This window comes from Xanthomonas sp. WHRI 8393 (assembly GCF_040203315.1).
GTDB lineage: Bacteria > Pseudomonadota > Gammaproteobacteria > Xanthomonadales > Xanthomonadaceae > Xanthomonas > Xanthomonas arboricola.
On the sequence record NZ_JBEGGL010000001.1, the window covers coordinates 975,178 to 989,994 of the forward strand.

The 14,817-nt window shown below is 66.1% G+C and carries 9 protein-coding genes; 7 read left to right on the forward strand and 2 right to left on the reverse strand.

What is annotated here, in order from left to right; all coding sequences use genetic code 11:
- The first annotated feature begins 114 nt into the window (after positions 1–114).
- From ABQ137_RS04145 to ABQ137_RS04175, 7 genes are all read left to right on the forward strand, one after another.
- The gene (locus ABQ137_RS04145; RefSeq protein ID WP_184516129.1) at positions 115–1,281 is read left to right on the forward strand and encodes an acyltransferase family protein; all 1,167 of its coding nucleotides are present in this window, start codon (positions 115–117) and stop codon (positions 1,279–1,281) included.
- A gap of 245 nt (positions 1,282–1,526) precedes the next feature.
- On the forward strand, positions 1,527–2,249 hold the full coding sequence (locus ABQ137_RS04150) for a GntR family transcriptional regulator (protein ID WP_016900882.1): 723 nt from the start codon (positions 1,527–1,529) through the stop codon (positions 2,247–2,249).
- Positions 2,250–2,295: 46 nt separating this feature from the next.
- Positions 2,296–3,573, forward strand: coding sequence for a sugar MFS transporter (locus tag ABQ137_RS04155; protein ID WP_024940299.1), 1,278 nt, complete (start codon positions 2,296–2,298; stop codon positions 3,571–3,573).
- Between the two features lie 40 nt (positions 3,574–3,613).
- Complete coding sequence (locus ABQ137_RS04160) at positions 3,614–4,681, forward strand: LacI family DNA-binding transcriptional regulator (protein WP_024940298.1); 1,068 nt, start codon at positions 3,614–3,616, stop codon at positions 4,679–4,681.
- A gap of 5 nt (positions 4,682–4,686) precedes the next feature.
- The gene (locus tag ABQ137_RS04165) at positions 4,687–5,715 is read left to right on the forward strand and encodes an SIS domain-containing protein (RefSeq protein ID WP_016900885.1); all 1,029 of its coding nucleotides are present in this window, start codon (positions 4,687–4,689) and stop codon (positions 5,713–5,715) included.
- Between the two features lie 2 nt (positions 5,716–5,717).
- On the forward strand, positions 5,718–6,872 hold the full coding sequence (nagA, locus tag ABQ137_RS04170; protein ID WP_054591890.1) for an N-acetylglucosamine-6-phosphate deacetylase: 1,155 nt from the start codon (positions 5,718–5,720) through the stop codon (positions 6,870–6,872).
- A 775-nt stretch (positions 6,873–7,647) separates the two neighbouring features.
- Positions 7,648–10,311: a TonB-dependent receptor gene (locus ABQ137_RS04175; RefSeq protein ID WP_184516134.1), complete on the forward strand. Its 2,664-nt coding sequence runs from the start codon at positions 7,648–7,650 to the stop codon at positions 10,309–10,311.
- A gap of 169 nt (positions 10,312–10,480) precedes the next feature.
- Here the strand turns inward: ABQ137_RS04175 and ABQ137_RS04180 are convergent, their stop codons facing one another.
- On the reverse strand, positions 10,481–11,713 hold the full coding sequence (locus ABQ137_RS04180) for a multifunctional CCA addition/repair protein (RefSeq protein WP_184516137.1): 1,233 nt from the start codon (positions 11,711–11,713) through the stop codon (positions 10,481–10,483).
- A 965-nt stretch (positions 11,714–12,678) separates the two neighbouring features.
- Entirely contained in the window at positions 12,679–14,652 is a 1,974-nt protein-coding gene (locus ABQ137_RS04185) for a transglycosylase SLT domain-containing protein (RefSeq protein WP_184516140.1), read from the reverse strand.
- Positions 14,653–14,817 lie beyond the last annotated feature (165 nt).

Genomic DNA, 14,817 nt, shown 5'->3' on the forward strand with positions numbered 1-14,817 from the left:
TGTATCGCACATCGCGGCCCTACATGAGCGCTTCCGCGCCGATGCAATGACGCTCGCCACGGGCAGCACGTCTGCAGGCCGCCTTCCCCTGCAGTCGCTGGGCAAGGAACTGCGATGAGCGCACAAACACTCCCCGCTGCAGCTGGCGCTGCAACCGCAGCACCCAGGCGCGAACGCTTCCTGTCGCTGGACGTGTTCCGCGGCCTGACCATCTTCCTGATGATCCTGGTCAACACCGCCGGGCCCGGCGCGCAGCCATATGCGCAGCTGACCCACGCGGCCTGGTTCGGCTTCACGCTTGCCGATCTGGTGTTTCCCTCGTTCCTGTTCGCCGTCGGCAGCGCGATGAGTTTTGCGCTGGCCACCGGCACGCCGCACCGGCAGTTCCTCGCCCGCGTGGGCAAGCGCGCCGCGCTGATCGTGATGTGCGGCGTGCTGATGTACTGGTTTCCGTTCTTCCACCCGCAGCCCGATGGTGGATGGGCGTTCACTGCAGTCGATCAACTCCGCCTGACCGGCGTGCTGCAGCGGATCGGCCTGTGCTATCTGCTCGCAGCGCTGCTGGTGCGCTATCTGCCGCTACGCGCTATCGCGCCGGTTTGCGTCGCGCTGCTGCTGGGCTACTGGGCATTGCTGTACGTCTTTGGCGAGCCCGGTGCGGAGCTGAGCAAGACCGGCAACGCCGGCACCCGGCTGGACCTGTGGCTGTACGGGCATGCGCATCTGTATCGCAAGGATGGCGGCTTCGACCCCGAGGGCCTGCTTGGCACGCTGTCGGCCACGGTCAACGTGCTGGCCGGCTATCTGGGCGGGCGCTTCCTGCAGCGGCACGGCAAGACCGGTGCCGCCACGCGCAGCCTGTTGCTGGCGGGCGCGGGGCTGGTGCTGCTGGCGTTGCTCTGGCACCCGGCCTGGCCGCTGTCGAAGAAGCTCTGGAGCGGGTCGTTCGTCGCCTGCACGGTAGGCCTGGATCTGCTGGCGCTGGGCGTCCTGGTCTACCTGCTGGAGTTGCGCGGCTGGAGCGGCGGCAGCGGCTTCTTCACCGTGCTGGGGCGCAACCCGCTGGCGATCTACCTGTTCTCCGAACTGTTCGTGGTGGTGCTGCGGCTGCTCCCGGCCGGCAGTTCCGGGCTGGACCTGTACGCCTGGGCCGGCATCCGCGTGTTCCAGACCATCGCGCCGGGCCCGCTCGGGTCGCTGCTGTGCGCGCTGAGCTACACGCTGCTGTGTTGGTGCGTGGGCTGGTGGATGGATCGGCGGCGCTGGTATCTGCGGCTGTGATTGCCCGACCCGGCAATCGGTGACGCAGCCCGGCACCGGCCTGCTGATCGGCATGCACGCCCGCCCATGACTGACGCGGCGAAAGCCTGGGTCAGCCAGGGCCTATCACCGCTCCCAATAATCCACAGCCGCTAATGCGCGCTGAGCAAATTGGTACTATATTGGACCTAACGAATCCAAGTCGGTCCGGAGGACAGGCAATGGCCAAACCGAAAACCGAAGCCAGGACGGACACCGACCCCCGGATGGACGCGCTGACGCTGGATGCCTCCGCGCCGACGCCGCTGTATCTGCAACTGGCGAGCAAGCTGGACGAGCAGATCCGCGGCGCGCAGTGGAAGGCCGGCGAGGCGCTGCCGGCCGAGCGCCAGCTGTGCGAGCGGCTGCAGATCTCGCGGGTGACGCTGCGCCAGGCCGTGGACGTGCTGGTCGAACAGGGTTTGGTCTCGCGCCGGCAGGGCGCCGGCACCTTCGTCACCACGCAGATCCAGCACCAGCTCAGCGGCCTGACCAGTTTCAGCGAGACGCTGCGCATCAAGGGCTACGAGCCCGGCACGCGCTGGCTGGAGCGGCGGCTGCGTCCGGCGCATGGCGAAGAGATCCTGCGGCTGGGCCTGTCGCCGGATGCGGCGGTGGCCTCGCTGACCCGCCTGCGCAGCGCCGACGACCGGGTCATGGCCTACGAGCATGCGGTGTTGCCGCAGCGCATCGTCGCCGACCCGCAGCAGATCGGCGATTCGCTCTACAGCTACCTGGACGCGCAGGGCACCCCGGTGGTGCGCGCGCTGCAGTACTTCCGCGCGATCAATCTGCCCGCGCGGCTGGCCGAACACCTGCGCATGAAGACCGGCGAGGCGATCCTGCATGTGGTGCGCGTGGGCTATGCGCGCGACGGCAGCGCGATCGAATTGACCGACACCTATTGCCACAACGATTTCTACGATTTCGTCGCCGAACTGCGTCGCTGATCCAGCGCGGCGCCCCCCAACCGACAACTCAAGAGCCAGCCGATCCATGACTACCGCCAGGCCCGCAAATCCCGTTGTCTCGATCGCCATCGTCGGCGTGCTGTTCTTCATCATCGGCTTCTTCACCTGGATCAACGGGCCGCTGATCACCTTCGTGCGGCTGGCGTTCGACCTCAACGAGGTCAATGCCTTTCTGGTGCTGATGGTGTTCTACCTGTCGTACTTCTTCCTGGCGCTGCCGGCGTCGTGGATCCTCAAGCGCACCGGCATGAAGAAGGGGCTGGCGCTGAGCCTGGTGGTGATGGCGGTGGGCGCGGCCGGCTTCGGCCAGTTCGCCACCCAGCGCTGGTATCCGGGCGCCTTGGGCGGCCTGTTCGTGATTGGCAGCGGCCTGGCGCTGCTGCAGACCGCGATCAACCCGTACATCAGCATCCTTGGGCCGATCGAGAGCGCGGCGCGGCGGATCGCGCTGATGGGCATCTGCAACAAGATCGCCGGCATCCTGGCGCCGATCCTGATCGGCTCGCTGGTGTTGCACGGCATCGGCGATCTGTCCGCGCAGGTGGCCAGCGCTGATGCGGCGACCAAGCAGCAGCTGCTCACGGCCTTCGCCGCCAAGATCCACGCACCGTATCTGGTGATGTCTGGCGTGCTGCTGCTGCTGGCGATCGGCGTGCTGTTCTCGCCGCTGCCGGAGCTGCGGGCCTCCGAGGCCAATGCCACGCCCGGCAGCGCGGTTGGCGTGCAGAAATCCAGCATCTTCCAGTTCCCGCACCTGTGGCTGGGCGTGTTGTGCCTGTTCGTCTACGTGGGCGTGGAAGTGATGGCCGGCGATGCGATCGGCACCTACGGCCACGGCTTCAATCTGCCGCTGGACAGCACCAAGATCTTCACCTCCTACACGCTGGGCGCGATGCTGGTTGGCTACATCGTCGGCCTGGCGTTGATTCCGGGTGTGATCTCGCAGGCGCGCTACCTGAGCGTGTCGGCGGTGCTGGGCGTGCTGTTTTCGCTGGGCGCGCTGCTGACCCACGGCTATGTGTCGGTGGGCTTCGTGGCCGCGCTCGGTTTTGCCAACGCGATGATGTGGCCGGCGATCTTTCCGCTGGCCATTCGCGGGCTCGGCCGCTTCACCGAGATCGGGTCGGCCTTGCTGGTCATGGGCATTGCCGGCGGCGCGATCATTCCGCAGCTGTTCGCCATTCTCAAACAGCACTACGACTTCCAGGTCGTGTTCGCTGCGCTGATGGTGCCGTGCTATCTCTACATCCTGTTCTATTCGCTGCGCGGTTACCGTGTGGGCCTGCCGGCCCAGGCCAAGTGAACCAGGCAGCATGATGCGTTCCGACGAACAAGGCACACCCATGCGCAGGCCCACCATCAAAGATGTCGCCGAGCGCGCCAAGGTCTCGTTGAAGACCGTGTCGCGCGTGATCAACAACGAACCGTCGGTGATGCAGGCCACGCGCGCGCGCGTGCTGCGCGCCATCGCCGATCTCGACTACGAACCCGATCCGTCCGCGCGCAACCTGCGCAGCGGCACGCCGTTCGTGATCGGCCTGGTCTACGACAATCCCAACCCGTATCACATCATCGGCATCCAGAACGGCGTGCTGGCCGCCTGCCGCGAAACCGGCTTCGGCCTGCAGATCCATCCCTGCGATTCCACCTCGCCATTGCTGGCCGAAGAACTGGCCGAATGGGTGCAGCGCTCGCGGCTGGCCGGCGTGGTGCTGACCGCGCCGATGTCCGAGCGCCCCGAGTTGATGGCCGGCCTGGCTGCGCGCGGCATCAAGAGCGTGCGCATCATCGCCGCCACCGACGATCCGGGCGACGGCCCCTGCGTCTATATCGACGACCGCGCTGCCGCCTACGAGATCACCGAGCATCTGGTCCAGCTGGGCCATCAGCGCATCGGGTTCCTGTGGGGTGGCCCGCAGCACCGCTCCAGCGGCGAGCGTTACGCCGGTTACGAGGCGGCGTTGAAGGACTACGGCATCACCCTGGACAAGCACCTGGTGATTCCCGGCGATTACACCTTCGACGACGGCTTCCGTGGCGCGCGCCGGCTGCTGTCGTTGCGCGAGCCGCCCACCGCCATCTTCGGCAGCAACGATGAAATCGCCGCGGGCGTGCTGGCCGCGGCCAAGTCCACCGGCATGAACGTGCCGTATCAATTGTCGATCGCCGGCTTCGAGGACAGCCCGTTCTCGCGCCAGTCATGGCCGGCGCTGACCACCGCCAAGCAGGCCACCGACGACATCGCGCGGCATGCCGCACGCCTGTTGATCAGCCAGCTGCGCAGCGATGCCTACGACGACCAGCCCGCGCAATTGCAGAACCGCGGCTTCGTGCCGCAGCTGGTGGTGCGCGGTTCCACTGCACCGGCGCAGACGCCGTCCGCCAAATCCCTTCCTCCCGAATCCGCCTGAGCACGATGAGCCTTCCCACCGAAACCGAGACCTTGATGTTCCGCGAGGCGGCGCAGACCGCCGACGTGGTCGCCGCACAGTTCGCCCGCAATGCCGACACCGTCGCCGCCCTCGCGCAGTCGCTGCGCGATACGCCGCCGCCGTTCGTGGTGACCTGTGCACGCGGCAGTTCCGATCACGCAGCGACCTACGCCAAGTATCTGTTCGAAACACAACTGGGCATCGTGACCGCCTCTGCATCGCCGTCGGTGGGCTCGGTCTACGCATCGCCGCTGCAGTTGCGCGGTGCGCTGTACATCGTGATTTCGCAATCGGGCAAGAGCCCGGACCTGCTGCGCAATGCCGAGGCCGCCAAGGCGGCCGGCGCGCGCGTGGTCGCGCTGGTCAACGTCGAGGATTCACCGCTGGCGCAGCTGGCCGAGGTGGTGATTCCGCTGGGCGCAGGCCCGGAAAAAAGCGTCGCTGCCACCAAGAGTTATCTCGCCTCGCTGGCTGCGCTGCTGCACCTGGGCGCGGTGTGGAAGAACGACCCGGCCCTGCTCGCGGCGGTAGAGGCACTGCCGCAGCAGTTGCGCGCCGCCTGGCAGGCCGACTGGTCCGCGCTCACTGCCGGCCTGGTGCCGGCACACAACCTGTTCGTGCTCGGTCGCGGCCTGGGCCTGGGCGCGGCGCAGGAAGCGGCGCTGAAGTTCAAGGAAACCTGCGGCCTGCATGCCGAGGCGTACAGCTCGGCCGAGGTCAAACACGGCCCGATGGCGCTGGTGGGGCCGGGCTTCCCGGTGCTGGTGTTCGCCCAGCCCGACGAAACCGGCGCCGGCACGCGTGCGCTCGCGGCCGAATTCCGCGCGCGTGGCGCGCAGGTGTGGCTGGCCGCCCCCGACGGCGATCTGCCGCTCGTGGATGCGGCACATCCGGCCAGCGCGCCGCTGCTGACCGTGCAGAGCTTCTACCGCGCGATCAACGCGCTGGCCCTGCAGCGTGGCAACAATCCCGATCTGCCGCCGCATTTGAACAAGGTCACGGAAACCGTTTGAACATGGATGCTTCCCCGATTCAAGCGTTGTGCAATGCACGCGTGCTCACCGACGACGGCTTGCAGGATGGGCTGGCGGTGCTGCTGGCCGGCACGCAGATCCAGGCGGTGGTGGCGGCCGACGATGCGCGCGTTGCGCAGGCGCATACGCGCGTGGATCTGGGCGGCGCCACCTTGCTGCCCGGCTTCATCGACATCCAGGTCAACGGCGGTGGTGGCGTGTTGTTCAACAATGCGCGCGACCCGCAGGCGCTGGCCACGATCGCGGCCGCGCATCGCCGCTACGGCACCACCGGCATGCTGCCGACATTGATCAGCGACACCGCCGAGGTGATGGCCGAGGCGATCGCCGCCACGCGCCAGGCCATCGCGCAAGGCGTGCCCGGCGTGCTCGGCATTCATCTGGAAGGCCCGTACCTGAGCCCGGCCCGCAAGGGCACGCACGACGCGCACAAGTTCCGCCTGCCCGACGCGCACGAGATTGCCGTCGATACCTCGTTGGACAACGGCGTCACCCTGATCACGCTCGCACCCGAGCGCGTGCCGCTGAACGACATCCGCGCCTTTGTCGCCGGCGGCGCGATCGTGTTTGCCGGCCACACTGCGGCCAGCTACGAGCAGGCGCGCGACGGCATTGCCGCCGGCGTCAGCGGTTTCACCCATCTGTACAACGCGATGTCGCAGCTGGCCGGGCGCGAGCCCAGCGCGGTCGGCGCCGCGTTGGAAGACCCCGATGTGTGGTGCGGCATCATCGTCGATGGCGTGCACGTGCACCCGGCCAGCCTGCGCGTGGCGCTGGCCGCCAAACCGCGCGGCAAGCTGTTGCTGGTCACCGACGCCATGCCGATGGTCGGTGCCGACAGCCCCAGTTTCGACCTGTACGGCGAAACCATCACCGCCGTGGACGGCGTGGTACGCAATGCCGACGGCGCACTGGCCGGCTCGGCGCTGGACATGGCCACGGCCGTGCGCAACAGCGTGCAGTGGCTGGGCGTGGACCTGGCCGAAGCCGCGCGCATGGCGTCCACCTATCCGGCGCAATGCATCGGCCTGGGCCAGCGCCTGGGCCGCATTGCACCCGGCTACCAGGCCGACCTGGTGCTGGTGGATGCCGACGTGCAGGTACTTGCCACCTGGGTCGCCGGGCAGCGCGAGTAAGTCCGCTCGCCGCCGCACGAACCCGTTCGTGCGGCGCGATGCGTTTGAAACCTTGTTTGCGGTCGTGTCTGCGGTGAACCGCCATCGTCGGTACGCTGCAGCATGATCGTGCGTGCGTGCGTGCGTGCGCGAGTGCAGGGCGTGCTTTCGCCAAGTTCTGGAAAAGAATCGTGTCGAACGATGGAGCGGCCAACAGAGCTCGGTCGCTTCCTGCGTCAGGCTGCAACCGACGCGCAGCCCGTTGCAGTAAAGGCTCGACGATGACTGCAGCCGCATGCACTTGCAGCACGTCAGCAATGCAATCGCGGTAGTTTGGCAATGCACTGCGTACACCATCCACCACATCAAAGCCTGCAACACACTCTGCATCGCAACATCCGGCTGCGCAGCCTTATGGCATCAGGTCGCTACGCGCAGTGGTCTACATCGTCGATGCACATGAGTGCGAACACGATCACGCTGTCATTCCAATATCTGCATCGCCGGTGCGGTTTCAGGCATGAAACTGGGCTTTTGTGGCAGCGAGTTGACAGGCCCGGCTGCGAAAGGGCACCTTCGCTGATAACGTTGTCAGCGAGCAGGAGCCACTTCTGAAATCTTGAAAGCGTTGTCGTCCGGCCGCTGGTCGGACTGGCGCTGACCCGCATGCCGCTACGGCGATGCGGGACGCTGCTCGCATCCGGCACAGGGGACGGAGTGCGGGCATGTCACGCGCATCGCGCGTTGTCGTGCAACCACATGGTTGCCACCTGACATCCGTCAAGAGGTCTACGCAATGCCGTCTTCCCGTGTGTTCGAGTTGTCCCGCCACCTGTTCTGTCATGCGCATCCGCTGCGTCGCACCCCATTGAGTACTGCAGTCCGCGGCCTGTTGATCGGTGGCGCTGCCCTGGCAGGTCTTGCCGCGTTGCCCGCAGGTGCGCAGGAGCAGGCTGCAGGCCCGCAGGAACAGGCGCCCGCGCAAACCAATCCCTCGGTGTCCACGCTGGACGAGGTCAAGGTCGTCGGCTATCAGGCCAGCCTCGGCAAGGCACTCAACGTCAAGCGCAATGCCGATGCGATCGTCGATGCGATCAGCGCCGAAGACATCGGCAAATTCCCAGACACCAACGTTGCCGAGTCGCTGTCGCGCCTGTCCGGCATCACCGTGGATCGCCAGTTCGGCGAAGGCGAGAAGGTCAGCATCCTCGGCACCGATCCGGCACTCAATCGCGTGCTGCTTAACGGCCAGACCATTGCCTCCACCAGTTGGGGCGGCGATCCCAACGACCCGGACAGCCGCTCGTTCAACTACAGCACGCTGGCGCCGGAAGTGGTCGGCCTGATGGAGGTCTACAAGACACCGGAGGCACGCATCGACGAGGGCTCCATCGGCGGCACCGTGATCGTGCACACGCGCAAGCCGCTGGACCTTGAGCGCAACACCCTGACCGGCACGCTGAGCTACGGCTATAACGACCGTTCCGAAGAAGGCAAGCCAAATGCCTCGGCGCTGTACAGCTGGAAGAACCAGGATGAAACGCTCGGTGTGCTCACCTCGGTGATGCATTCGCAGCGCGTGTTGCGCCGCGATGGCGTGGAGATCTTCGGCTACGACAATGTGCAAGGCGCAGGGTTTCCGGCGTCCGTGGTCGGCAACAACACCGGCGTCTTTCCGACCTCGATCAACACCGCGTTGTTCCAGCAGACGCGCAAGCGTGACGGCGTCAGCGCGGCGTTGCAGTGGAAGCCGGATGCCGATTTCGAGCTCAATCTGACCGGCTTGTACGTCGAGGAGAGTTTTGACAACTACAACCAGAGCCGCTATGGCTACTGGGGTTCCACCCCCGGCGATGCGCAGGCGCTGGGCTTCGAGAACGGCGTGGCGACCTCGGGTACGTTCGGCGACCAGTCCAACACCTACCTGGATGGCTACCTGCGCAACAGCGAGGTCAGCACCGGCAGCATCCATCTACGCGCCGACTGGCATGGCGATGGCTGGAATGCGTCCAGCCAGGTGGGCTACACCAGTTCGCAGGGTGGCGCCGAGCGCATCTACGGCATCCAGTTCCGCAACCTCGCCGGTTACAGCTACAACATCGACGGGCGTCGCACCGCGATGGACTACAGTACCGACCCCACCAACGCGGCGGCGATGCAGCTCAACAATGCCTCGGCCAGCCACAGCCCGCAGTACGACAAGGAACGCTACCTGCAGCTGGACTTCGACCATGCGGTGGAGTGGGGGCCGTTCACCCAGATCCTGACCGGCATCAAGCTGACCAATCATGCCACCGGGCAGTCCTCCTACAGCCGCACCTGGACACCGAACGACGGCAGCACGCTGGCCGCATTCTCGCCGGGCACCACGCCGTCGGGCTATCTGGACGGCTTGTCGACCAGCGCCGACATGCAGCGCTGGTCGACCATCAACAGCGGCGCCATCAGCCAGTACATCGGTGGCCTGGAGGGCGATGACGGCTTGCCGATCAGCTACGCCGGCAACTACAGCATCGAAGAGCAGAACCGCGCCTGGTTCCTGCAGGGCAATTTTTCCGGCGAGCGCTATCGCGGCAACGTCGGCGTGCGTTACGTGCACACCCGCGATTCCACCGATGGTTTCAGCTATGCGCCCGGTGGCGGCTATACGCCGGTCAACTTCCTCAACAGCTACGGCAAATGGTTGCCGTCCTTCAACATCGCCTACGACCTGCGCGACGATCTGATGCTGCGCTTTGCTGCGTCCAAGGTGATCGCACGGCCGCGCTACACCAACATGACCCCGTACGTGGCCACCGACGACACCACGCTCACCGCGTCCACGGGCAATCCTGGATTGAGTCCGTACGAGTCCACCAACCTGGGCGCATCGCTGGAGTGGTACTTCTCCGACAGCAGCCTGCTCAGCGGCGAGTTCTTCTCGCGCGATATCTCCAACTACATCCTGACCACCGTGGAAGACCGGGTGTTCTTCAACAACGCCACCGGCGGCTCGAGCACCTATCAGACCTCCGTGCCGACCAACGCCGGCGATGCCAAGGTGCGCGGCGTTGCGCTCAACCTGCAGCACAACTTCGGCAACGGGTTCGGCGTGGTGGCCAACTACACCTATTCCGATTCCAAGACCGACGGCGATTACAGCCTGCCGTACAACTCGCGCAACGCCTACAACATCAGCCCGTACTACGAGCAGGGCAAATGGAGCGCGCGGGTGAATCTGGGCTGGCGCTCGGAATACTTCACCCAGATTGGCCGCCTCAACGGCCAGCAGATGACCGATGCATTCACCCAGGTCGATGCCTCATTCGGCTACCAGGCCACCGAGCGCCTGCGCGTGGCGCTGGAAGCCACCAATCTACTGGACGAAACCTACTTCAGCTATATCGGCAACAAGAACCAGCCGTACTACATCTACAAGAACGGCCGCTCCTTCATGCTGAGCCTGAATTTCAAGCTGTGACGTCGACCGGGCGGCTGCTTTCGGGCAGCCGCCCTGTTGCAATGGCGGCGGCTCGCGGTTGCAATTTCGACCCGGGGATCTTTCGCTAGTCCGGATCTGAGCGGCAACGCTTTGCTTGGCACGGCTACATCCCTGTCGTGTTGCGACAACGGTATGCGCGATGCATCGGCTATGTGCCGGCCTTTCTTGCGGCCGTAATCGCCGCAATCCGCGCCTTCGCCAATGCCTCGCCGATCTGCGGGCCTTGCAGGCCTTGTGCGGCCAGGTCGCGCGCATTGATGGCCAGCGCAGCGGCGTGCAGATGCTTGAGCTGTTCGCCCTGCGGATATGCGGCGTCTTCGCTGCCCAGCCGGCCACGCTTGTCGGCTTCGCAGACCAGCGCGAGTTGCGCGATGCGCTCGGGGCGGCGAAACGCGTCGCAGCGCACCAGCAGCTCGTGCACGGTGCGGTCGCGCAGTTCGGCCAGGCGATGCACGTTCAAGTGTTCGCGGCAGGCGGTGATGGCGAGCTGGCGATAATCCTGTGGCACCTTGAGCCGCTCGCACAATGTCTGCAGCGGGGCAACGCCGCGCTGTTCGTGCATGATGTGGCGCGGCCATTCTTCCGCCGGCGTGAGCGCCTTGCCCAGGTCGTGGGTCAATGCGGCAAAGCCCACCAGCGCGTCGCCGGGCGCCAGTCGCGCGGCCATGTCGCTGACCATTTCCTGGTGAATGCCGGTATCCACCTCCGGATGAAACTCGGCACGTTGCGGCACGCCATACAGCGCATCGATCTCGGGCAGGATGACGCGCAGCGCATCGGTGTCGTGCAGCGTGCGCAGGAATGCCGACGGCTGCGCACTCTCCAGCACGCGGCGCAATTCCTGCCACACACGTTCGGGCACCAGGCTGTCCAGCTCGCCGCTGGCGGCCATCTCGCGCATCAGTGCTGCGGTCTCTGGCGCGACAGTGAAACCAAGCGGTGCCAGCCGTGCCATGAAGCGGGCAGCGCGCAATACGCGCACGGGATCTTCGACAAAGGCCGGCCCCACGTGCCGCAGCACGCGCGCCTGCAGATCGCGCGCGCCGCCATACGGATCGAACAGCTCGCCAGTGTCCTCGTCGCGTGCGATCGCATTGATGGTGAAGTCGCGGCGCAGCAGATCCTCCTCCAGCGTCACCGAAGGATCGGCATCCACCACGAAGCCGCGATAGCCGCGCCCGGACTTGCGCTCGGTACGCGCCAACGCATACTCCTCACCGCTGCGCGGATGCAGGAACACCGGGAAATCCTTCCCCACCGGTTTGAAGCCCAGGCGTTCCATCTGCGCCTGATCGGCACCGACCACCACCCAGTCGCGGTCGCCAGCGGGCTGGCCAAGCAGGGCATCGCGGACTGCGCCGCCAACAAGATAGATCTTCATCGCGACATGATGCCCGATGCGGTGCGTGCGTCGTAGAGCGACTGATCCACGGCTTGGCTGCAGGGCCTTTGCCCGCCCATCATCGCGGACATGCTGTAAGGCACAGTGGACGATCTACGGCTTTGCGGATAGATCAGCTGTAGAGCCGGTGCGGTGTGGCTTTGCTGCAGGGTCCTTGCCCGCCCACCATCGCGGGACATGCCGCAAGGCAGTACGGCTTTGCGGATAGATCAGCTGTAGAGCGGGGTGATGTGTGGTTTTGCTGCAGGGCCCTTGCCCGCCCACCCTCGCGGGACACGCCGCAAGTACGTCCCTGTAGGCTCTTACGCGGCATCCATGCCGCGTAAGGTCCCGCGACGATGGGCGGGCAAGGACCAGTCGAGATGGTCGGTGTGCACAGCTAAGCGCAATGCTTGATGCGCGTTGCTTGATGCCGATGCGCCGGCTCAATGCGCGGTGCACGTCGAGCGGCAACCAGTCGGGACGTCTGCTGCGCATGGGTAAGAGCAGCGCGTGATGTGCATTTCGGATAGTGATGTACTTGCCCGGCCCAACGGCCAACGTCCAATGCACGTCGTGTAACAAGCTACTTTCACGTGACTACCGACCAACCTTCTGGTGCGGTGTCCTTGCCGGTTGCGGGACCGTGTGGCGGCACGGATGCCGCCACCGAGCCTCCACGGACGGATTCACGGCGTGTCCCGCAAGCGGTGAGGGCACCGCGCACTCGCCGACCCGCGCTTTCGATTGCACCTAAACAACGCAATGACGGGAACGCTTGGTTGGCCCCAGAGCCCCAGAGCTTGAGAGCCTGAAGCCTCCAAAGCCCGAAGCTTAGGAGCCTACCGAAAGGCAAGTATCAGAGCGGCATCGCCTAGCTTGCGCCCCAGGCCAAGACAACCACGCGCAACCGCGCAAGCACGACCACCTCATCCGGCCGCCATGTTCGGCGGCTGACTGGGAGCTCAGTCCTGCGCCGCGTTATTGGTCGCCTGGCCTGGCGTGCACACCGGTTTCAGGCGCTTGTCCACCAGCTTGCCCATCAGGCGATCGCTCAGCGGCAGCATGTCGCCGTTGAGCCGCCAGTCGTAGATCACGCTGAAAGCCAGCACGCGCGCGACGTACTCTCGGGTTTCCTTGTAGCTGATGGTTTCGATCCAGAAGTCCGGCTCGAAGTTGGGCCGTTGCGATTGCCAGCGCCCGGTCGGCCCCGGGCCGGCGTTGTAGGCGGCGATGGTGAGGTAGGGCAGGCCGTAGGTATTGAGCAACTGGCGCAGGTAGGCGGTGCCGATGGCGATGTTGGTGTCCGGCTCGTACAGGCTGGTGGCGCCCGCATAACCGGGCAGGGCGATGCCCTTGGCCACGGCCGCGCCGGTGCCCGGCAATACCTGCATCAGGCCCATCGCGTTGGCAGGCGAGCGGGCGCGTGGATTGAAGATGCTTTCGGCACGGATCTCTGCTGCCACCCAGGCCGGGTCGATCGCGTTCTTGGCCGCTTCGCGGCGAATGCTGTCGTCGTGATGCAGCGGAAAGCGCAATGCATACAGGCGTTGTTCGTCCGGCTGCTTGCCGAGCGCGAACACTGCGCGATCGAACCAGCCATTCTCGCTGGCCACCTGCACCGCCAGCCGGCGCTGGGTGTCGTCGAAGCGGCTTGCGGCATCGTTCCACTCGGCCACGGCCCAACCGGGGCGGTCGATCTGGAACAAGGCGATGGCACGGAGCAACGCCGGATCGCGCGCGACGGCGGCCTTGGCCTGCGGGGTGTCCTTGGGCTCCCACGGGCACAGCCGATAAGGCTGCTGCAGACGATCGGCGGCCAGGAAGCCGTGGAAGGTCGGCGATTGCGCGGCTGCGCGATACAGCGGCTGCGCGGCCGCGGCAGCGCCGGTCTTCTCGGCCAGGCGCGCCTCGAAATACTGCCAGCGCGAATCGCTGCGCTGGCTGGCGGGCATCTTGCGGATCGCCGCCAAGGCGGCCGGCCAGTCGCCGCGCGCCATCGCCTCGCGCGCACGCCATTCGTGCAGGCGCTCGTCGTACGAGGCATCGGGCACTGCATTGAGGCGACGCGCCGAATCCGGCAGGTACGACGCCACCGTCCACAGCGCGATCTGGTACAGCACCTGGCCGCGCTGCGCCTCGCTGAAGCCGAGCGCGCTGGCCAGCTGCGGCAACTGCTGCTCGGCCGCATCCGGGTCGCTCTTGGCCAGCTTGGCCAGGCCATCGACCGCGATGCGCCGGCTGCGCTCGGTCCTGGGCCAGCTCGATGCACGCGGATGCACCTTGTCCAGAAACGCGGCGTAATCGTTGGCCAGGGCCAGATCGGCTGCCGGCAGACCGCGTGCGGCCGTGCGCATCACCGCGGGCAGTTGCGCATCGGCGGCCGCCTCCACGCGCTCCCAGCGCAGCGCCGGAGTGAGCTCGCCGCGCGACTCCAGCCCGGCGACCACCGGATCGCAGGCATCGGGCAGGCCCTTGCCAGTGCGCCATAACGTCAACGCATCGCGACTCCACTGCGCATCCAGCTTGCCGGTTGCCTGTCGCGCGGTCAGCTGCGCACAGCGCAGGCCGACGTTGTCGGTGGGTTTCCAGTTGGCCAGCAACGTGGTCCAGTCCTGGCGCCGCGCCACCGCCGGCAACCAGGTGCTGCGGAAGCTTTCGGCCACCGGCTGGCCTGCATAACGCTGCAAAAATCCCTGCGCCTGCGTGTTGGAGACGTTGTCGATGTTGCGCTTGAGCGTGGCAAATTCCAGCCAGCCATAGAGCGGGTGACGGCTCAGGGCACCGAGCTGACCGGCATCGGACTGGCCGCGCTCTGCAGCGGCGATGGCATCGCGCATGGCGGTCAGTTGCGGGTCGAGGCTTTGGGCATGCAGCGTGGTGCTGCCAAGGCACAGCAGGCTGACGAAAACAGTGGCAAGACGGGGGGCATAAGTCATTGCGCGATGATACCGAAGCGCGCCTGCGCGCCTGAGTGAATACGCGCAGGATCGATGCCCGTCAGCGCTGTCGGCAGCGACATGCGCCGCAAGGTGCAGAAGCGTCCCGTTGGCGCGCGGTCTTGGTCTGCGGCCCGGCGCGCAATGGGAAGCGTCTCTCACTGC

Excerpts from the sequence above, each read along its gene's own strand:
- ABQ137_RS04185 (WP_184516140.1), bottom strand. The coding sequence starts at position 14,652 with ATGACTTATGCCCCCCGTCTTGCCACTGTTTTCGTCAGCCTGCTGTGC.
- ABQ137_RS04145 (WP_184516129.1), top strand. The coding sequence starts at position 115 with ATGAGCGCACAAACACTCCCCGCTGCAGCTGGCGCTGCAACCGCAGCA.
- ABQ137_RS04160 (WP_024940298.1), top strand. The coding sequence starts at position 3,614 with ATGCGCAGGCCCACCATCAAAGATGTCGCCGAGCGCGCCAAGGTCTCG.
- ABQ137_RS04150 (WP_016900882.1), top strand. The coding sequence starts at position 1,527 with ATGGACGCGCTGACGCTGGATGCCTCCGCGCCGACGCCGCTGTATCTG.
- ABQ137_RS04180 (WP_184516137.1), bottom strand. The coding sequence starts at position 11,713 with ATGAAGATCTATCTTGTTGGCGGCGCAGTCCGCGATGCCCTGCTTGGC.
- ABQ137_RS04155 (WP_024940299.1), top strand. The coding sequence starts at position 2,296 with ATGACTACCGCCAGGCCCGCAAATCCCGTTGTCTCGATCGCCATCGTC.
- nagA (WP_054591890.1), top strand. The coding sequence starts at position 5,718 with ATGGATGCTTCCCCGATTCAAGCGTTGTGCAATGCACGCGTGCTCACC.
- ABQ137_RS04175 (WP_184516134.1), top strand. The coding sequence starts at position 7,648 with ATGCCGTCTTCCCGTGTGTTCGAGTTGTCCCGCCACCTGTTCTGTCAT.
- ABQ137_RS04165 (WP_016900885.1), top strand. The coding sequence starts at position 4,687 with ATGAGCCTTCCCACCGAAACCGAGACCTTGATGTTCCGCGAGGCGGCG.